The organism is Streptomyces sp. NEAU-174, from assembly GCF_052665095.1.
Genome location: NZ_JBQTCE010000014.1, coordinates 183,923 through 201,469 on the forward strand (window position 1 = coordinate 183,923; position 17,547 = coordinate 201,469).

The 17,547-nt window shown below is 70.7% G+C and carries 17 protein-coding genes and 2 pseudogenes; 9 read left to right on the forward strand and 10 right to left on the reverse strand.

Features of this window, described 5'->3' with window-relative positions:
• Positions 1 to 190: 190 nt before the first annotated feature.
• Positions 191 to 1,093 carry a phosphotransferase family protein gene (locus tag ACT2CW_RS34960; protein ID WP_445519432.1) on the forward strand — a complete coding sequence of 301 codons (903 nt, stop codon included), beginning with the start codon at positions 191 to 193 and terminating at the stop codon, positions 1,091 to 1,093.
• Positions 1,094 to 1,333: 240 nt separating this feature from the next.
• Positions 1,334 to 2,209, forward strand: a complete 876-nt coding sequence (locus ACT2CW_RS34965) for an aminoglycoside phosphotransferase family protein (RefSeq protein WP_445519552.1) — start codon at positions 1,334 to 1,336, stop codon at positions 2,207 to 2,209.
• A gap of 337 nt (positions 2,210 to 2,546) precedes the next feature.
• Here the strand turns inward: ACT2CW_RS34965 and ACT2CW_RS34970 are convergent, their stop codons facing one another.
• Positions 2,547 to 3,374, reverse strand: coding sequence for a calcium-binding protein (locus tag ACT2CW_RS34970; protein WP_445519433.1), 828 nt, complete (start codon positions 3,372 to 3,374; stop codon positions 2,547 to 2,549).
• Positions 3,375 to 3,634: 260 nt separating this feature from the next.
• Here ACT2CW_RS34970 and ACT2CW_RS34975 point away from each other — a divergent pair, with 260 nt between their 5' ends.
• Complete coding sequence (locus ACT2CW_RS34975) at positions 3,635 to 4,165, forward strand: hypothetical protein (RefSeq protein ID WP_445519434.1); 531 nt, start codon at positions 3,635 to 3,637, stop codon at positions 4,163 to 4,165.
• Positions 4,166 to 4,312: 147 nt separating this feature from the next.
• Here ACT2CW_RS34975 and ACT2CW_RS34980 read toward each other — a convergent pair whose 3' ends face one another.
• From ACT2CW_RS34980 to ACT2CW_RS35000, 5 genes and pseudogenes are all read right to left on the reverse strand, one after another.
• Positions 4,313 to 4,696, reverse strand: coding sequence for a hypothetical protein (locus ACT2CW_RS34980; RefSeq protein ID WP_445519435.1), 384 nt, complete (start codon positions 4,694 to 4,696; stop codon positions 4,313 to 4,315).
• Between the two features lie 190 nt (positions 4,697 to 4,886).
• Positions 4,887 to 5,279, reverse strand: a complete 393-nt coding sequence (locus tag ACT2CW_RS34985; RefSeq protein ID WP_445519553.1) for a YybH family protein — start codon at positions 5,277 to 5,279, stop codon at positions 4,887 to 4,889.
• Between the two features lie 36 nt (positions 5,280 to 5,315).
• Positions 5,316 to 5,708 (reverse strand): annotated as a pseudogene (locus tag ACT2CW_RS34990) (YybH family protein); the annotation flags it as partial.
• A gap of 814 nt (positions 5,709 to 6,522) precedes the next feature.
• Positions 6,523 to 7,665: a PP2C family protein-serine/threonine phosphatase gene (locus ACT2CW_RS34995; protein ID WP_445519436.1), complete on the reverse strand. Its 1,143-nt coding sequence runs from the start codon at positions 7,663 to 7,665 to the stop codon at positions 6,523 to 6,525.
• A 760-nt stretch (positions 7,666 to 8,425) separates the two neighbouring features.
• Positions 8,426 to 9,004, reverse strand: coding sequence for a TetR/AcrR family transcriptional regulator (locus ACT2CW_RS35000; protein WP_445519437.1), 579 nt, complete (start codon positions 9,002 to 9,004; stop codon positions 8,426 to 8,428).
• 94 nt (positions 9,005 to 9,098) lie between these two features.
• Here ACT2CW_RS35000 and ACT2CW_RS35005 point away from each other — a divergent pair, with 94 nt between their 5' ends.
• The gene (locus tag ACT2CW_RS35005) at positions 9,099 to 9,986 is read left to right on the forward strand and encodes an aldo/keto reductase (protein WP_445519438.1); all 888 of its coding nucleotides are present in this window, start codon (positions 9,099 to 9,101) and stop codon (positions 9,984 to 9,986) included.
• 132 nt (positions 9,987 to 10,118) lie between these two features.
• On the opposite strand, the gene ACT2CW_RS35010 is transcribed toward ACT2CW_RS35005, so the two are convergent.
• Positions 10,119 to 10,544, reverse strand: a complete 426-nt coding sequence (locus tag ACT2CW_RS35010) for a YjdF family protein (protein WP_445519439.1) — start codon at positions 10,542 to 10,544, stop codon at positions 10,119 to 10,121.
• 763 nt (positions 10,545 to 11,307) lie between these two features.
• On the opposite strand from ACT2CW_RS35010, the gene ACT2CW_RS35015 reads away from it, so the two are divergent.
• The gene (locus tag ACT2CW_RS35015; RefSeq protein ID WP_445519440.1) at positions 11,308 to 11,505 is read left to right on the forward strand and encodes a hypothetical protein; all 198 of its coding nucleotides are present in this window, start codon (positions 11,308 to 11,310) and stop codon (positions 11,503 to 11,505) included.
• A gap of 730 nt (positions 11,506 to 12,235) precedes the next feature.
• Here ACT2CW_RS35015 and ACT2CW_RS35020 read toward each other — a convergent pair.
• Positions 12,236 to 12,796 (reverse strand): GNAT family N-acetyltransferase, encoded by a 561-nt coding sequence (locus tag ACT2CW_RS35020; RefSeq protein WP_445519441.1) that lies wholly within the window; start codon positions 12,794 to 12,796, stop codon positions 12,236 to 12,238.
• A gap of 212 nt (positions 12,797 to 13,008) precedes the next feature.
• Here ACT2CW_RS35020 and ACT2CW_RS35025 point away from each other — a divergent pair, with 212 nt between their 5' ends.
• From ACT2CW_RS35025 to ACT2CW_RS35035, 3 genes and pseudogenes are all read left to right on the forward strand, one after another.
• Positions 13,009 to 13,656, forward strand: a complete 648-nt coding sequence (locus tag ACT2CW_RS35025) for a 3-hydroxyacyl-CoA dehydrogenase family protein (RefSeq protein ID WP_445519554.1) — start codon at positions 13,009 to 13,011, stop codon at positions 13,654 to 13,656.
• A gap of 4 nt (positions 13,657 to 13,660) precedes the next feature.
• Positions 13,661 to 13,924 (forward strand): acyl carrier protein, encoded by a 264-nt coding sequence (locus ACT2CW_RS35030; protein WP_182468079.1) that lies wholly within the window; start codon positions 13,661 to 13,663, stop codon positions 13,922 to 13,924.
• 267 nt (positions 13,925 to 14,191) lie between these two features.
• A pseudogene (locus tag ACT2CW_RS35035) lies at positions 14,192 to 14,461 on the forward strand (LOG family protein); the annotation flags it as partial.
• A gap of 31 nt (positions 14,462 to 14,492) precedes the next feature.
• Here the strand turns inward: ACT2CW_RS35035 and aguA are convergent.
• Together aguA and ACT2CW_RS35045 are read right to left on the reverse strand one after the other, a co-directional pair.
• Entirely contained in the window at positions 14,493 to 15,662 is a 1,170-nt protein-coding gene (gene aguA, locus ACT2CW_RS35040; protein WP_445519442.1) for an agmatine deiminase, read from the reverse strand.
• A gap of 5 nt (positions 15,663 to 15,667) precedes the next feature.
• Positions 15,668 to 16,408: a VC0807 family protein gene (locus ACT2CW_RS35045; protein ID WP_445519443.1), complete on the reverse strand. Its 741-nt coding sequence runs from the start codon at positions 16,406 to 16,408 to the stop codon at positions 15,668 to 15,670.
• A 118-nt stretch (positions 16,409 to 16,526) separates the two neighbouring features.
• Between ACT2CW_RS35045 and ACT2CW_RS35050 the strand changes: the two genes are divergently transcribed.
• Positions 16,527 to 17,126 (forward strand): TetR/AcrR family transcriptional regulator, encoded by a 600-nt coding sequence (locus ACT2CW_RS35050; RefSeq protein ID WP_445519555.1) that lies wholly within the window; start codon positions 16,527 to 16,529, stop codon positions 17,124 to 17,126.
• Positions 17,127 to 17,547: the final 421 nt, after the last annotated feature.

Below are 17,547 nucleotides of genomic sequence, written 5' to 3' on the forward strand. Positions count from 1 at the left end.
CGCCGTAGCGGCTCCGGCGGCATCTCCCGCCGTGCCCTGCCAACTGGCCGCGCTACGGCGGGTCGCAAGGGCCGCCAGGAAGGATCGCCTCCAATGAAAGCCTTTGTGCGCGCTGCCGTCCGGATGATGAGGTGGCACGGTGATCAACCACGATGGGGCAGCGGCTGTCCGACCGTTGACACTGGCTTGGGTGAGTCGGCACCTGGGGGTCGGCGAACAGGTCGTCGGCGCCGAGGCGTTGCACGGCGGCATCACCGCCGAAATGCGGAGGCTTTCCATCGGCACGCGGGACGGAGGCATCCGCCACCTGGTGCTGCGGACCTTCGTCGATGAGGAGCATGCCGAGGACTGGCTGAACCGCGAGGCCGGCGCCTTGACCCTGCTCGCGGGGACCGGCGTGGCGGCTCCTGGGCTGGTCGCGGTTGATGCGACCGCCGCGCATTGTGAGTATCCCTCGCTCCTGATGACACATCTGGCGGGCCGGACGGTCCTCGACAATGAGGGATTGGAGACGCGCGTTCCGCTGCTGGCCCGCCAACTCGTGGCGATCCACGCGTTGCGACCCGCCGTGCGGCCCCGGGAGTATGTGGCGTGGACGACCGCCGACACCGTCGTCGTTCCGAAGGGCGCCGACGCGGCGGTATGGGCCGCGGCGATCGACGTGATCCGCAGGCCCGCGCCGCCCTACGAGGGGCGGTTCCTGCACCGGGACTTCCAACCCGGCAATGTGCTGTTCGACGTCCTGCCCTCAAGGTCAGCCGGTGCCCGGATCACCGGCGTCGTCGACTGGGCGGCTGCCTCCTGGGGCCCGGCGGATCTCGATGTGGCGCACTGCTCCGCCAATCTCGCTCTGCTGCACGGCCCGGCGTGGGGTCTGCGGTTCGCCGAGGCGTATGCGGAGGTCGGCGGGGTGCTGGCCGCAGCCGCGAGCGAGCGGCTGTACTGGCGGGTGCGGGACGGGCTGGCGATCTCAGAAGACGTGGAGTTGCTGTCGCAGTCATGGCGGGAGGCGGGGAGGACAGAGCTGACGACGCGAGCCGTGGAGGAGCGGCTGGATGCCTATGTCACCGCCCTGATGGACGAGCTGGGCTGAACCAAGGCGTCCGGGACGCGGCCCCGGACTCATCGTTCACCCTCGCCCAAGTGGGGACCGCGCAGTTCACGGTCGACACTTGGGTGGTCGGGGCACCGCGTACGCAGGGAGCACACGGTCCCGTCCCACCGATTCCCCGGGGCGGGACCGCAATGGCCGGTAAGGGCTGGGCAGCGGCGGAGCCGTAGGAGGGGCAATAGGAGGGGCAGACTGGCCCGTGTGAAACGACTATTGGTGGATGTGGACAGCGTAACCACGCGACTGGTTCGTCGATTCGGTCCGCAGGTTGCCGAATGGTGCGCTGACACGCCGAACCTGATTGCGCGGTTGACGTCCCGCTGGGACCTTTCCCTCGGTGAATCCCTCCCGGATGGTGCCTCGTCGGTCGCGCTGCGGTGCCAATGGCCCGATGGCACGCCCGCGGTGCTGAAGCTCAGTCCGGATCGGGCCCTTTTGGCCGAGCAGGCCGGAATGTTGGGGTGGTTCGCTGCCTCGGGTCGGGTGCCCGCTGTGCTGGCCGTCGACGAGGACGCTGGCGCAATGGTGTTGGAAGAGGTCGTGCCCGGAACGCCGGCGGACGACATGCCCGCTGCTTCGCTTCCCGGGCAGTGGTCGGATCTGCTCGCCGCGTTGCACGGGGTCGCTCCGCCTCCGCGGCCGCCGCGTGTGCTGCGTGGCCGGTGCGAGGAGGCCTTCGCTCGTGTCGGCAGGCGGCTGTCCGAGCCCGCGATCGGTGCACGTATCGATGTCACTACGTGGAGCAGGGCCATGCAGCGGTGTGAGCGGCTGCTGGACACGGAAGCGGCAACCGTGTTGCTCCACGGTGACCTGCATCTGGGCAATGTGCTCGACGGTGGCGCGGAGCGCGGTCTGATGGCCATCGATCCGAAGGCATGCGTGGGTGATCCGTGCTTCGACGCGGTGGACTACGTCGTGGCAGGCGCCGGGCTGGAGGGCGTCGAGACCCGCTGCGCGCGCGTGGCGGCGGCGTGCGGGCTCGATGGCGACCGGCTCCACGCCTGGAGCCAGGTGATCGCCCCGTTCGCGGCCATCGCCCACCTCGGTAACGGTGGTGAGGAGCCGGTGATCGATGAACTGCTCGCGTTGAGCCGGTGAGAACACCTGACAGCAGGCCGGCACGGCCCCGTGATCACGCCCCCCAACATTGCGAATGATCGCTCCGTAGCGAGTCGATAGCGCGTCGGTCCGTCAGGAGGCACCAGCAGGGCACCGTACGGAGGCACAACTCGGCCGCGATCTGGGCCCGCATCGACGCGGGCAAGACCCACCAGGGGGTGACGCCTTTCCGGGCCGGACGTCTGGCGGCGGCCGCGGTGTCGGCGCGGCTGATGCGGGCGGCCTCGGCGGCGGAACGGCCCGGGTCGTCGACCCGGGCCGTCTTGTTGTTCAGGTTCCTGAGGTCTCATCCCTCGCGGGTCTCCTGAGGTTCCCCTCAGAACCCCTCAGGGACGGATCCGTCCTGGTCGATAACGTTGTCGCCGGGGCCGCCGTCGATGTCGTCCTGGCCGGGGCCGCCGAAGAGGTAGTCGTTGCCCGGTCCGCCCTTGATGGTGTCGTCGCCCTCTTGGCCGTCGATCGTGTCATCGTTGCCGGCGCCGTCGAGGTGGTCGTCGCCGGGGCCGCCGTAGATCTCGTTGGCCACGTCATCGCCGGTGACGATGTCGTCGCCGTCCCCGGCCCACACCGCGAACGAGTCGGTGATGGTGTCGTTGCCGGCGTTGCCGTTCGCGTTGGTGGCGTGGCTGATGGTGTCGTCGCCGTCGCCGCCCACCGCGATGGAGGCGCCGGTGATGTGGTCATTGCCGGTCCCGCCGTCGACGTTCACATCGCCGCCGGAGACCTTGGCGCTGTCGTTGCCGTCGCCGAGTTCGACGTTGCCCTGGTCGCCACCGTGGTCCGGGTCGGGGACGGGCACGGTGCAGGTCACATACGTCAGGTCGGTTGCGGTGGGGTGGGCGCAGTCGGTGCCGGCGGTGATCTCGACAACGTCGTCGACGCCGTAGGTCAGCGTGGTGTCGGTCTCGCTGACCCGCTTGATGGTGAGCTTGTTGGTCTGGCCGTCGGCCGCCGTGTAGGCCATCGCTCCGCCGGTGACGGTCACGCTGGCCGGCGATGCGGCCGACGACACCGGCGACGACGCCGCGGGCGAGGTGGCGGCCTGGGCGTTCCAGGCGAAGAGTCCGGTGCTGGCCGCGGCGGCCAGTAAGGCGGCGACGCCGACCGGGCGGACGCGGCGGGAACGCGGGCCAAGGGTGGACACGAAAGACCTCCGTGGGGGAGTGGAACTGATTGCCGATCACCCGTTTCGACGAGGAAGATCCGCGCGGGGTTGTGCCACTCCCATGCCCTGTCACCGATCTTTTCGAAGTCCCATTTCGCGTTCAGCTCTACGACACCGGGAATCTTCTCCGCGTTGTCGGAACGTGCGTTCTACGAGCGGCGGGAACTCCGGTGAGTCCCGGCAACGGGCGGCGAAGGCCGGGCATAGTTTGAGGTGTCCACGACCTGGGAGGGGGCCCGATGAGGCGTACGGAAGCGGCCAAGCAGTTGGGGAGGTTCGTGCGGGAGCACCGTACGGACGGCGCGCGACGCCTGCGGCAGGCTGGTGTCTGGCTGCTGGTGGGCGCTGTTGGCACGGCCTTCGGGGTGCCGGTGGCGATCGCGTCGGTGGGCACCACTGACGGGGCACCGGGGCTGGCGGGATTGCTGCTGGGGGTCGGCCTGGTGGGGTGGGGTCTGGGGATCTGGCGCCTGGTGCAGGCGTTCCGTACCCGGGAGCAGTGCTTCGACATTCATGAACGGGGGTTCACCCACCGGGTGGCCGGCACCGCGACCGTGATCCCCTGGGGGGACGTCGCACAGGTGAGTACCTCTGGCGGTGACGGCCGACCGCTCGCCGACGCCCGGGGCATGGGCTCTACGTGCGAGATCCGGCTGCACAGCGGACGCCGGATCCGCGTCGACGCCTTCACCGAGGACATCCGGGGCCTGGCGGTGGTCGTCCATCGTGCGGTTCACCTCGGGCAGTTCCCCCAGGGCCGGGGACGCTGACCGGCCTTGCTTGATCGACGGGGTGCGGGTCGTCCCCTTTCAGGACATGACGCCGGGCACCTTCCATCGCCTCGCTGTGACCAAGGTCCGCCCGGGGCTGGGGGAGAGCGGGCGCTTCGGCTGGGGAGCGCCCGCTGTGCGGTCGTATCAGCACGTGTTGTCGGCGCGCCACGTGACCTTGTGCACGGTCGTCGGGTTGTAGAAGAACTGCCTGCTGAACTTGTCCCTCGTGACACACACCGTGCCGTCCACCGGGACGGTCCCGTTGTTCATGTAAGTGGTGTATTCCACGTCGATGGCGCGGGACCCGGTGTTCTGGAACACGAGCCCGTCGATGTGTCCTGACCAGTCATCACTGGTCACCAGGACCGGGGTTTCGACGGGTGTGGGGTAGGAGGCGAAGGTGGGCCACAGGCAGAAGTTGCCGTCCGGACAGGCACTGCTGCCGGCCGCCGACGCGCTGGGCGCGGTGGCGGCGATGCCTGCGAAGGCGGCGGATAAGACCGCGAGAGCGAGCGAGCGCTTGCGCATGATGCTTGCCTTTCGTCGCTGTATCAGGTCGTTGCTGGAGTCACGGAGAGGGGCTGACCGTCCTTGACGATCGCGCCGGCGAGTAGCACGGGGTCGCGCGGCGGGTGTCGTGGGGAAGGCCATGAACCCAGAAACGACGGTGACCCTATAGAGGCGCTCAGCCGCTGGTCCAGGGACATTTACGCCATGATCAGCCAGCAGGCGATGGCCGTGGCGGCAGCGGAAAGGAGAGGTGCTGGTGGATCATTTGCCAGTGGCCGCCGCGCCGCTGGAACACCCGAGTGCCCCGCGACCAGGTGTCCTCGGTGGTCCCGTCGCCCGTCTCGCTGGTCATGTGGTTCAGGCCCCAGACAACCGCCAGGTCGTCGCGGATCAGCACCTCCATCTCGGGAACGTCCCAGGTCACCTCGCCGGGCGCGGAGTCCAGGCCCGCGCGGCACACCTCGCGCACCTGGTCCCGGCCGAGGTACTGCAACGGCGTGTCGTGCTCGTAGGAGACGACGTCCTCGGCGATGTGGGCCATCAGCCCGTCCAGATCCTTTGCGGCGGTACGGTCGAACCAGTGCTGGTGCACCGCACGCACCTCGCGTTCGGCCTGAGCCTGTTCGTCCGGCCCATGGAGGTCGGGGAAGGAGTGGTGCTCGTGTGCCACCACCCAGACTCCCTCCTCCTTGCGCAGACCCAACGTGAGCCGCAGCCGGACCTCGGGCCGCTCGGCAAGCTCCTCCTCGGTGCCGCAGCGCAGCAGCGCGAAGGCGAAGGCGACGTCCTCGCCCGCCGTGACCTCGAGCTCCTCGATCTCGAAGCAGGCGCCCTGCGCCTGCCAGACGAAGAACGGCTGCCAGACCTCCCGATACGCGGCCAGGCCCCGCACGCCCTCGTACGGTGGTGGCACATCGAACATCACGATGTCGTCGGCGTGGCCGGCCGTGACCTCGGTGAGGTCGCCTCGGTGCACCGCCGCCGCCCATCCCTCGATCAGGGCACGGATCTGCTCAGAGTCGTCGGACATACCGATCCCGGTTCCTTTCCCTGCGACTGCCGCGCCGGAACGCGAGGGGCCGAGCCCGCGCTCGCCTCCGTACCTGTCGACCGGGGCCGGAGAGGAAACTCATCGCGAGCGCCCCGTCTCAGGAGGCGAAGAGATCGGTGACGGATGCTCGACCCGACCGAGGCTGTGCCGGGATGGGCCGCCTCGCGCATCTGCGGTCAACCAGGGACCGGCCGCGCGAGTTCGCCGCCGGCCTCTCTCGATGACGACACGGCCCGGGCGATGATCGCATGACCACGGAGCTGTGCGGTGTCGACCGCGCGCGTCAGGCCCTGGTCGCCGCCGCCCGCGAGCAGGCGAAGGAGGGCGCCACCGCAGGGAGAGGCCGAAGCGGCGTACCGGTCAGGTCGTACCGTGGGACGGCCGCGAGCCGCTCGGACTTGGCACCTCGATCGGCCCCGATGAGGACCGAGCGCGGCATGGTCGCCCCGGCAACCGGCGGCGGGCGTCCTCGCGCAGTGGACGACATCCCCGCCGGCGTGGAGAGTACAGCGCCGCGCCGCCGACCAGGTACATGAACCAGCCGCCGTAGCCGATCCGGTCGAGTGACTCGGCGGCGGCCGACGTCCCGGCCGGCTTCGGGGCGCCGCTGGCGACAGCGAAGAACAAACAGAGCGAGGGCGATCTGGGTGACCGCGGGGCGGAGCAGCGCCGCCGCGCCCACCGGCACGCTCGACACCTGTGCCTGATGCGACTCGGCTCCGAGCGCGCCGGCGTGTCCGGCGCGCCGGGAGCCGGGGGAGCTGACGCCGGGCGCCAGACGATGGCCTCCCCCTCAGCGAACCGTCGTGAGGGCCAGGATCGCCATGTCGTCATGTCGCCGGCCACCGGCCCAGTCGGTGACATCGGCAACGAGCGTGTTCACCACCTCCGACGCTGTGCGGAAGTCCCGGTCGGCCAGTCTTGTACGGGGTTCGTAGAAGGCCCCGTGCCGGTCGCGTGCCTCGGTGACACCGTCGGTCACCAGCAGCAGGTAGTCCCCCTGGTGGAAGGGGAAGGTGTCACAGCCGGACATGCCGACGCCTTCCGGCATCCCCAGGCCCAGGGGAAGCCCCGGAGCCGATGGCTCCAGCGACGTCACCCGGCCCCCGCGGATCAGATACGGCGGCGGATGACCGCGGTGGTGCAACCGCACCCGCCCCTCCGCTTCGCTGACCTCGACCAGTACGGCGGTGGCGAACTGCTCCAGTGCGTCCGGCTGGTCGCCGACGTCCGCCGAGAACCGGGCCAGGGCCCGCTCCAAGTACTCGGCGAGCTCCGGCAACGTCGCCGCCTGCTCCGCCGCCTCACGGAAGGCGCTGGTCGCCACGGCCATGGTGGACACGGCGGGCAGCCCCTTGCCCCGTACGTCCCCGATCAGCGCCCGCACCCCGGACGGCGAACTGCGCACCGCGTAGAAGTCCCCGCCGATCAGCGCTTCCGCGTGCGCACACTCGTAGCGGGTGGCCACCGACACCGCCCCCACCCGCGCGGGCGGCGGTGGCAGGACCGCCCGCTGCGCCACCTCGGCCACGGCTCGCACCGCCGCGAAGCGCTGCCCCTGACGCTGGACCACCCACTTCAGCCACAGCGCGATCGCGCTGATCACCGCCACGTCCAGCAGGTTCACCACGAGCGCCGTCAGCGGGCGGTTCACCAGCACATCCACACACACCGCCAGCACACACGCGGCGGCCGCCGTGAGGACCGCACCCCGGAACGTCAGCACCATGCAGGCCGCGAGCGGACCGGCGGACAGCAGCGGCAACCCGGCGTACGGCACCGGCCCGAAGACGTCCAACACCACACCGCCGATCAGCAGCAGCACCGGGACCATGACCAGCAGCCCGGCCCAGCCGCCACGCACCTCCACCGACCCGCCCACCACGCCCCGGCGCGCACCGGCTCCTCGGCCACCGGCCCTCACCTCGTCCGCCATCCGCTCTCTCCCGCTCCGTGTCCGGCCTGCGGCGGTGAGAGAGTGCTCTCCCGCCCATACCGCCATACCCGACGGCACGGACGGAGTGCGGCCCCACGCCGCATCACCCCCGATCGGTGGCGGGCGGAGGCGATCGACCTGCTGAAGCAGTGACCTGGACCATCATGTAGCTCGCTCGGGACCGGGGGAAACCGGGGACCGGGGGACTGGGGGAAACCGGGGGACCGGCGGGGCCGGGGGCGACCTCGGCGGTACGGAAGGGGCCGGCCGTCGCATTGGCCGCACGATGACCTGCCTTGCCGCGCAGGGGCGGGGGAGAAGCGTTACGCGTCCGGCGAAGCGGCCGATCAGGACACGGGCGACGGCGGGGGCCAGGAGAGACTCGCCCCGGGCCCGGGCGACGGTGCGCACCGCGCTGATCAGATCGGGCGGGTGGGGCGTCCTTCAGTTCATCCGCGCTCAGGATCGCCGCCCGGCCGCCCACAGCCGCCCACGGCCGCCCCCGGCATTCCCGCGCAGCGCGCACTACGCGCACCACCTGGCGAGCCGCCGCACGGACACCCGGACGCGCGCGCCTGCCCGATCCCGATCGGAGCAGCGCTCCTGGTCCTGGGGCCAGGAGCCGGAGGGCTGGCCCCGCGAGCTGCCCGAAGAAGTCGACGCGCTGTCGGCCGACTTATCCCTGCCTGGCGAGGTCTCGGGGTATTCATCGCGGCGATCGACGGCCCTCCTGCAACTAGGGAGACGCGCCCGGCCCCCGTCAGCCGCGCTTCGCCGACGTCCCGGCCCGCAAGCCGTCGACGAGCAGGTCGAGCATCCGCCCGGCCTGCTCGCGGTCGTCGGTCGCGAGGAAGATTCCCACCAGGGTGCTGACGACGTCGTCGGGGCGTACATCTGCCCGGAGCGTGCCCTCCCGCGCCCCGGCGGCGATCAGCGCGCCGACCGCGCCGTTGATGTTCGCTCGCGCGCGGGCGGAGGCAACCGTGCCCTCGGCGGTGATCGCCTTGAGCGTTTCGGCCATGCCGCGCTTGGTGGCGATGAAGTCGGCGTAGTGGTCCATCCACGTGCGCAGTGCGGTGATGGGCTCGTGCTCGGCGAGCAGCGGCTCCACACGGGCGCACAGCTGCGTGCGCTCGGCGCGGTAGACCGCCTCGATCAGCGCCTCGCGGGTCGGGAAGTGCCGGTAGAGCGTGCCGATTCCGACGCCGGCCTCGCGGGCGACGGCCTCCAGGGTCGGCGTCCGTCCGGCGGTGAAGGCGGCGCGGGCCACTTCGAGGAGGCGGTCCCGATTGCGCCGGGCGTCGGCCCGCAGGCGTGGTTCACGATCGACAGCGGCCATGAAGCGGAGGCACCTCCGATTGTGCTACGTTGCGGCTACGTTGCGGAGGACCCTCCGCTTAGCTGTGAGCCTACCGTTCCACGGGAGTCCCACCATGACCACCACCCGCACCACTTCGGGCGCACGCCCACACCCCGGCGGGCTCACGTCCCTCGCCGGGCGTCCCGTCGCCCGCATCGGCTACGGCGCGATGCAGCTCGAGCACGGTGACGACGAGCCCGCCCTCGCCCTGCTGCGCCGGGCCGTCGAGCTGGGCGTCGACCACATCGACACCGCCGAGTTCTACGGCGCGGGCCGCGTCAACGCGCGCATCCGAGCCGCCCTGCATCCCTACCCCGAGCACCTGGTGCTGGCCGGCAAGGTCGGTGCCACCAGCGACCCGGGCGGCCAGTACGGGCTGCGTCCGGCGCAAAAGCCCGCCGAACTGCGCTCCGAACTGGAGGCCAACCTGCGCACGCTGGGCGCCGAGCGCCTCGACGTGGTCAACATCTACCCGATGTACCGGACGCAGGGCATCCCCGCCGACCAGCGGGTCGACTTCGACGACCAGCTCGCCGAGCTGCTCGCCCTGCGCGACGCCGGGCTGCTCGGCGGAATCGGCCTCAGCCACGTCGACGCCGACCAGCTACGGCACGCCCTGCCGGCCGGCGTCGTCTGCGTGCAGAACGCCTACAGCCTCGTGGACCGTTCGTCCGAGCCCGTACTCGACCTCTGCCGCGAACACGGCATCGCCTGGGTGCCGTACTTCCCGCTCGGGTCGGGGTTCCCGGAGCTGCCGAAGGTCGCCGACCGGCCTGCCGTACGGGAGGCGGCGACCCGGCTGGGCGCAACCCCGTCCCAGGTCGGGCTGGCATGGGTGCTCACCCGGGGGCCGCGGACGCTTCTCATCCCCGGCACCCGCAGCATCGACCACCTCGAGGAGAACCTCGCGGCCGGCGACGTCGTGCTCGACGAGGAGGCGCTGGCCACGCTGGAGGGATAGCCCGCGCCTCCAGCGCTCCTCGACGGCATCGGCCGCGGCGGCACCCCGGTCAGAAGTCGGTTCGTGGCCCCGCGAACGCGCGTGATCAAGAACGCCGCCGATCAGGTCCGACCCAGCCCGCGACGTTCGGGATCAACGGCCGCGTTTGCGTTCTTTGCGCTTCGCGCGGGCGATGGCGTACTTGCGCTCGGACTCGGCTTGCTTTCGCTGCCTGGTCTCCTCGGCGCTATGTGATTTGCGCTGTTCCAGTTCCCGTCGGAGCGCTTCCTGCGAGGCGGTGCTGCGTGACCCCTGGGCGATCCGGGCCGCCTCCTTGGCGGCGAGCCTCATGGCACGTTTGGGGTTCGGGCGTGCCGCACGCCGGGTTTCCGCCGGGACCGGCGGATTGGCGTGCGCGCGCTCCAGCAGCGCCGTGCCGTGACGCAGGAGGAACTGGTACAGCTCAGCGTCGGTCGGTTCGCTGCCGAACACATGCCGGGTCGCACGCACCTGATCCGCCTCGGCGATTTCGAGGATGCCGACCCAGAACGGAGCATCAAAACATACGGTGAACGTCACGGAAGTACACATGACCTCTCCAGGACATACCAGCCGCCGGCCTGACGAGGCCGGATTCCGGCGCACCGGACATCCCTGGAGAGGGCGGATACAGACTGCTGTCGCTACAGCAGCGCCCGGGCTACCAACCGGGCCGCGATTCTGTGCGCCCGATCACGCTACTACAGCATGTGGATACCTGTCCCTCGCCTGCGCCTCGGACGAGCCTGCTCAGCATGAGGCGCACCCAACTGTCGGCTCGTCAGGCACGCTGCGCGAGCGGAGGCGGACGAAGCGGAATGCGGCAGCTGCGGTTCCTCGCGATGGGCACTGTGAGCTGTACGGCTGCATGGTGGCGGTCGCCCACATGGACGCCGCCGACCACGGCATCAACGCACCGTATGGCGGGTTGACCGACCTCGTGAGGGAGCTCACCGGTGGCAAGGCCACTGAGTTCGGCGCGACAGACCGCTTCCGCTCCTGGCACATCCGAGATTTCCCCGCCAATCCGGAGATCGTGTACGAACGAACTCGAGGTCCGGCAAACGCGGCAGGGTGTCCGTCATACCCAGCGGCTAGGGTCCCGGTCATGGACCCCGGTGTCCTGTGGACGCCTGGGTCCGCACCGGCCCCGGTCCGCTGTTGACGAGCAGGGCCGCGCCGGCCTCCGCCGGGCGGTGGAGGCTGGCGAGCCGGTCGACGAGATCTTCGACGCCTTCATCCTCCCGCTGGTCGAAAGGGCCTTCCGCGACGGACTCGTCGTGCACTCTCCGGCGGAGCCGGTGTGCAGCACGTCATCGGTGATGACCGGCGGCCGGCCGCCATGCTTGCCACTGCGGGCCGCGGTGTCGAGGCCTTCGAGCTTCGCCTGGGGGATGTTTCCCGGCATGGCCTGCGACCAGATGGTGTCGGCCGGGTCGTCCTTGCCGACGGCCACTTCGGCATCGTCACCCGCTTGGAGAGAACCCCCGTGATGATCTAACGGTTGGTCAACTTCACCCTCTCCTGGTCGTGGGAGCACGCCGCAGACGTCCTGGCGGGCTGGCAGGGCTGGGCCACCGAAGGGACCGCTCCCTCGACGGCCTCGTGGCCCGACGCCGCCCGACGTGCGGGCCACGGTCGGTCCGTACGGCGAGTTCGGCTGGACGGCGCCCGACGAGGAGGTCTTCCGCTACCGCGTGGCGGCGTAGCCGGGTCGCTCTGACAGAGCCGCCCGTCGAGACAGGCCCTCGCCCGGACACTGGGGCTCAGTGAGACCGTTTTCATCGACGATGCACATCGCGGGGCCGTTGACATCTACACACCTGGGACGCGGCTCCATGGGGCGGGCACTCGGCGCGCCGATCAGTGTGTCCGCCGGCTTCTGCACCAGAGCGGCGGCATCCGCCAGGCCCCCGCATCATCCGCCAGGCCCCGCACCAGCGGTCGAAGCGGCATCTGACTGGCGGCGACCGCGAGGAGATATATATCCCGCGGTATCGCGGGTCGACGGTCATGGAATTGGCGGCGCCCCCCCCCACCCAAGAGAGGGGGGGGGAAGGGAGGTCCCAGGGGGGAGAGGGGGGAAGGGAAGGGAATTCCCCCCCCCCCCCCCCCCGCCAAGTGGGTTCGGCATCAGGGAATTCCCCACTCTCGCGGTCACGTTTCCCCATGGGGATGACGGTCGCGCCGGGCGACGTACCAGCTCCCCCGTCACCCATCTGCTGGCGGCTTCAGGGACAGGGCATGCTCATGTAGAGAGCGTGTTCGCCCGATGAGGGCGTGCCGTCGTAGAGCGACGTGTCCAGTCCGCAGAAGGTGAATCCCATCCGCTGGTAGGCGTGGATCGCCGGGGCGTTGACGTTGGTGACTTCCAGCCAAATGTGCCCGGCACCGCGCTCACGGGCGAACTCGACAGCGTGTCCCACTAGGGCACGGCCAATGCCCTGACCACGATGGGCCGGGGCGACCTCGATGTCCTCGATGACCAGCCGCCGGTTCCACGGAACGTAGGAGACAGCAGCGAAGCCCGCCAGACGGTCAGGGCCGACGGCGACGAAAGTACGGCTGTTCGGATCCTCTTCGGGTGCAGGGTCGCCGTCGGCGTCTTTTGCTGGGAACACTTTGTGGATGGGCGGGTCCGCCGGGATCTCCTGGAAGGCGAACCCGTCATCGGTGATGGCTACGCGGAAGATGCTGCGGGTAGTGAAGGATCCGTCGAGCGCCTCGATGGCCTGGGTATCCTCAGGCCGGGCAGTGCGGAACTCGAAGTCCATGTCGTCAACGGTCGTCATGGCATGAATCTACGATCAGTTTGACCGGCATGGATCGGGTTTCGGGGCGGCCTGGCAACTGGGACAGGCCGCGGAGACCGCCTGGCGTCGGGTGACCGCCCGACCGACCGATCTGGGCGGGATCAGAGTCCTGGCCAACGCCCAACTGCTGCTGATGCTCACGGGCGCCGGATCCGACCCTGCTGGGCGGCCGGGGACCGCGGCCGCTGGACATCCGCCTCAGCACCGATCTGGCCGACGTGGCCGACGCCGGGTTCGTGGTGGAGAACACCACCGAATCGGAACCGGGCAAGCTCGAGCTGTACACGTTGCTGGACAAGGCGCTGGCGCCCGGTATGACCATCGCCGCCAACACCTCCGCCATCCCCATCGCCCGGCTGGCGGAGTGCCTTGCCGACCCCGGCCGCGTGGTCGCCGCGCACTTCATGAACCCGGTCGACCGCATCGACATGGTCGAGGTCGTCCGCGCCCCGTCCACTTCGGACACCGCGCCGGCCGCGGCCCGGGACCTGCTGGGCCGCATGGGCAAGCGCCCCGTCGTGGTCCACGACGCCCCCGGCTTCGTCATCAACCGCGTGCTGATGCCGGTGGCCAACCTCGCGGCCGCCGTCGTCGCGGACGGTGTCGCCACCCCGAACCAGGTCGACGAGCTGTTCAAGGGCTGCCTCGGCCACACCTCCGGGCCGCTGCGCACCGCCGACCTGATCGGCCTCGACACGGTCGTGCGCACGCTCGAGGTCCTGCACGAGCACTACGGGACCACCGAGTTCGCCACCCACCCGCACCTGCGCCGGATGGTCGACGAGGGCCGGACCGGGGCCGAGAGCGGCCGCGGTTTCTGCTCCTACGACGGGAGCTGACACGATGACTGCTCAGAACGCGCCCACGAACGAGGAAATCGTCGCCGTGGTGCGGGAATTCATCACCCGGCTCAGCGGCCACCCGGACATCGAGGACGACTGGCCGCTGATCTCCGGGGGCGTCCTGGACTCGATCGCCGCGGTCCAGATGGTCGACTTCGTCGAGCGCACCTTCCACGTCGAGGTGACCGACGAGGACCTGGAACTGCTCAACTTCGACTCCGTGCGGGGACTGGCCGCCCTGGTCACCCGCCGGGTGGCGGCGTGAGCACCACTGCGCCGGAAGCGGTCCTCGACGTGCTGAGGGGCGAGCAGTTCGCCGACCGGGCCACTGCCTGGGAACGGGCGGGCGCCGTCCCGCGCGAGGACGTCGAGCGCTTGGCCGGGCACGGACTGCTCGGCATGACCGTCGGCACCGCGCACCACGGCAGCGATCTCCCGCTGGTGGACGTGACCGAGGCGCACCGGCTGGTGGGCGCCGCCTCGCCCAGCCTGCTGCGCGCGGTGCCGCCGAGGGCGGTGCGCCGATCCGGGCGGCTACGGCACGCTCGACGAGGTGCTCGAAGTGGTGTCCATGGCCGCACTGGGGCAGGACGTCGGTCCCCTCGTGCTCTTGGACGTGGACGACGACTGGCTGCCCTTGCTCAACTACGTCGAGCGGCTGGAGAGAAGGGGTTTCGTACGCGGCGCCGGCATCCTGCGCGTGGCCCGGACACCGGAGCAGGCGCTCGACATGGTGGCACCGGCCTCAGCCGGTGCGCTTGCGCTCGCGGGCGCTCCGCAGGGCGAGCAGGCGGCTTCATGATTTCCGCGGTGTCCTGGTCACGACTGGCTGGTCACCGGACAGAGTGTTCGACGGGATTCCTGGCGTACGAATGGTTCGATCGTGGGTGCCGCCCGGCTCCACTGCCAGGCCCCGTCGCCACCGCACCGCTGCTCGGTATCTGCTGGGTGGCGCAGTGGATGTTGCCGCCGCCGAGGAGGAGTTCGCGGGTGGGGAGGCCGACGACTGTGTGGTGCGGGTGGATCCTGGCGAGGCGGGCGAGGGCTTCGTCGTCGTGTTCGGGGTCGAGCAGGGGGACGAAGAGGTGGTCCTGCGTTGCGTAGAAGTTGGTGTAAGAGGCGGCGAGACGGGGGCGTGGCACGGTGCCGGCGGTCGGGACGCCGTGACGGTCGATGCCTCGAAGCTCGGCCTCGGTGGCGTACAGCGGGCCGGGCAGCGGCAGTTTCTCCACCCGGAGGGTGCGGCCTCTGGCGTCCTGGACGTTTCTCAGGTCTTCCAGGGCACGTGCGCTGCGCTCGTACTGGGCGTCGCTCGTGTCGTCAGTCCAGGCCAGACAGACCACCCCGGGGGCGGCGAAGCACGCGATGTTGTCCACATGGCCGCGCGTGCCGTCGTCGGCGAGGCCCCACTCGATCCACACGGTGCGGGTCACTCCGAGGTAGGCGGCCATGAGGTGATGCATGGCGGTGCGTGAGGGGACGTCGTTGCGGGCGGGGTCGAGCAGGGTCTCGGCCGTGACGAGGGCGGTTCCCTGCCCGTCGACGTGGAAGGAGCCGCCCTCCAGCACGAGCGGGGCGCGGTAGCGGTCGGTGGCGGTGAGGTCGAGCACCCTTTGGGCGTACTGGTCGTCGGTGGCCCAGTACGGGTAGCGGTTGCCGTAGCCGTTGAAGGCGAAGTCCACGCCGCGGCGCCGCCCGGTGCCGTCGACCACGAAGGTGGGGGCGATGTCCCGGGCCCAGCCCAGCCAACTGGTCGTCTCCACCACGCGGACGCGGGAGTCGAGGCGGGAGCGGGCGTGTGCATACTGGTCGCCGGTGACCGTGACGGTGACTGCCTCCCCGGTGTCCGCGACGGCGTTGGCGAGGTCGGCGAGGGCGCGCTGCGCGGGGCGGGCTCCGTCGCGCCAGACGTAACCGTTCTGCGGCCACGCCATCCAGCATCCGTCGTGCGGCTCCCATTCCGCCGGCATGCGGAAGCCGTCCGCGGTGGGCGTGCTGTCCACGGTCCTCATCGCGCGCCCTCGCGGTGGCGTTCGAGGACGACGGCGACCGACGGCGGCGCGGGCTCGGGGTCCCGCGTCCGCGCAGGCACTCGGGCGGTGATACGGGTGCGCGCGTTCCTGCGGTGGTGGATCATCCACACGACGAGCGGGATGAGGACGGCGAATTCCAGCGGTGGCGTGAGCGAGGCGGCCGTGGACACCGGCAGGGTCAGCACGAGCAGCACACGTGCCACGGCCTCTGCCACGAGTCCGGCACCGCACACCAGCGTCTCGGTGCGGTGCGCGCGGAGCAGGATCGGCTCGTGCGGCGGTTGACCGTGCAGCCTGCCGGCCAGATAGGCGGTGGCGGGCGTGGCGGTGAGGCAGCTTGTGAGGAACACGAATCCGGCGAGGGCGCTGATCAGTGGGTCACGCAGGAGCAGCGGCTGGGGCTGGGAGGTCACGGCGGCGAAGGCGGCCGACAATCCGTACATGAGGAGCATGGCAAGGGCCAGGCCGTCGGCACGCCGGTCGTGCAGGACGGTGGCGGCGAGCCAGAGGGCCGCCACTCCGGTCGCGGTCAGGAGCGCGGGGAGTGTGGCCACACCCGCGACGAGGCAGCCGTAGTACGCGAGGGGCGAGATGCCCAGGTCGAGGGCCAAGCGGGCCAGGCGGGCCAGGCGGCCGAGGCGGCGCCGGCGCGCGGGCGCCGACGGCCGGGTCGGTTGCGGTACTGACGGCGAGGAGGTCGGCTCCGAGGGGTCCATGGCTTCTCCTTGATCCTGGTCACCGGGACGGCGGGCTGCGGCGTCCGCCCAATTTTTTTAGCACCTGCGTGCTAAATAAACCGTAGCACGGTCGTGCTATAAAAGCCGGGTGCCAAAGATGGTGGATCCCGAGGAGCGCCGCCGCGAGGTCGTGGACGCCGTCTTCCAGGTCGTGGCCCGCGGCGGCATCCAGCAGGCCACTCTCCGGAACGTCGCCGCCGAGGCCGGCCTCGCCGTCGGGTCCGTACGGCACTACTTCGCCAGCCACCGCGAGCTCCTGATGGCCGCGGCCCGCGAGATGGTGCGCCGGGTGGACGTCCGAGTGGCGGCCCAGCGGGAGCGGCGGCACCCCGGGGACGACCCGTGCCTGGTGGCGCAGGAGGTGGTGGGCCAGTTCCTGCCGCTCGACGCGGCGCGCGCCGAGGAGACCGCGGTCTGGCTGGACTTCATCGCGGCTGCCCGCACCGACCCCGCCCTGGGCGAGATCGCCGCCGAACTCCACGACGGGCTGCGGGACGTCGCCGGGCGCCTGCTGCACCGTCTGGGCGTGGACGATCCGGTGGCGGCGGAGCATCTCGCCGCAGTACTCGACGGACTCGCCCTCGGCGCGACACTCCACCCCGACCGCCTGAGTCCCGACACCATCCGGGCCGTCCTGCACCGGCACCTGACCCAACTGCCCGGCGCGGCTGACGAGTCCGAGCACCCGGACACATAGGTGTAGGCGCGGCAGGCTCCGGGGGCCTTCCACGCGGCCCAAGCGCGACGGCGCTCCCCTCCGCGCGCGGACAACGGCTATCGGCCCCACGGTGACTGAACGCGGGAGGGGACAGTGGGACCGGCGTGGTCCCGGTCAATTCGCATAGCTGCCGCTTGCGCGGCGCGGTCTTGATCGTGACCGCTTTCGCGTCGCGGTTGTGCCGTCGGGTGCGGGCAGGGCGGGTGCGGGCCAGGACGGCGGCTCATCCCATTCCGGTGAAAGAGCACATGCCGAGCCAGCCCACGCGCTCGGCACTTCCATCGACCATCTCCTGGGCACCCTCTGCGTCGGCCACGTACCCCCGGCCCCACCTGACCCGTCCGTTCGAACGCCGTCCCGCCCCGGGGCGCAGGCGGGGGAGGTCAGCGGCTGTAGCCCG

Bases quoted from the DNA above. Each gene is read 5' to 3' on its own strand.
- ACT2CW_RS34995 (WP_445519436.1), bottom strand. From the start codon at position 7,665: ATGGCGGACGAGGTGAGGGCCGGTGGCCGAGGAGCCGGTGCGCGCCGG.
- ACT2CW_RS35050 (WP_445519555.1), top strand. From the start codon at position 16,527: ATGGTGGATCCCGAGGAGCGCCGCCGCGAGGTCGTGGACGCCGTCTTC.
- ACT2CW_RS35045 (WP_445519443.1), bottom strand. From the start codon at position 16,408: ATGGACCCCTCGGAGCCGACCTCCTCGCCGTCAGTACCGCAACCGACC.
- ACT2CW_RS35000 (WP_445519437.1), bottom strand. From the start codon at position 9,004: ATGGCCGCTGTCGATCGTGAACCACGCCTGCGGGCCGACGCCCGGCGC.
- ACT2CW_RS34980 (WP_445519435.1), bottom strand. From the start codon at position 4,696: ATGCGCAAGCGCTCGCTCGCTCTCGCGGTCTTATCCGCCGCCTTCGCA.
- ACT2CW_RS35030 (WP_182468079.1), top strand. From the start codon at position 13,661: ATGACTGCTCAGAACGCGCCCACGAACGAGGAAATCGTCGCCGTGGTG.
- ACT2CW_RS35005 (WP_445519438.1), top strand. From the start codon at position 9,099: ATGACCACCACCCGCACCACTTCGGGCGCACGCCCACACCCCGGCGGG.
- ACT2CW_RS35020 (WP_445519441.1), bottom strand. From the start codon at position 12,796: ATGACGACCGTTGACGACATGGACTTCGAGTTCCGCACTGCCCGGCCT.
- ACT2CW_RS34975 (WP_445519434.1), top strand. From the start codon at position 3,635: ATGAGGCGTACGGAAGCGGCCAAGCAGTTGGGGAGGTTCGTGCGGGAG.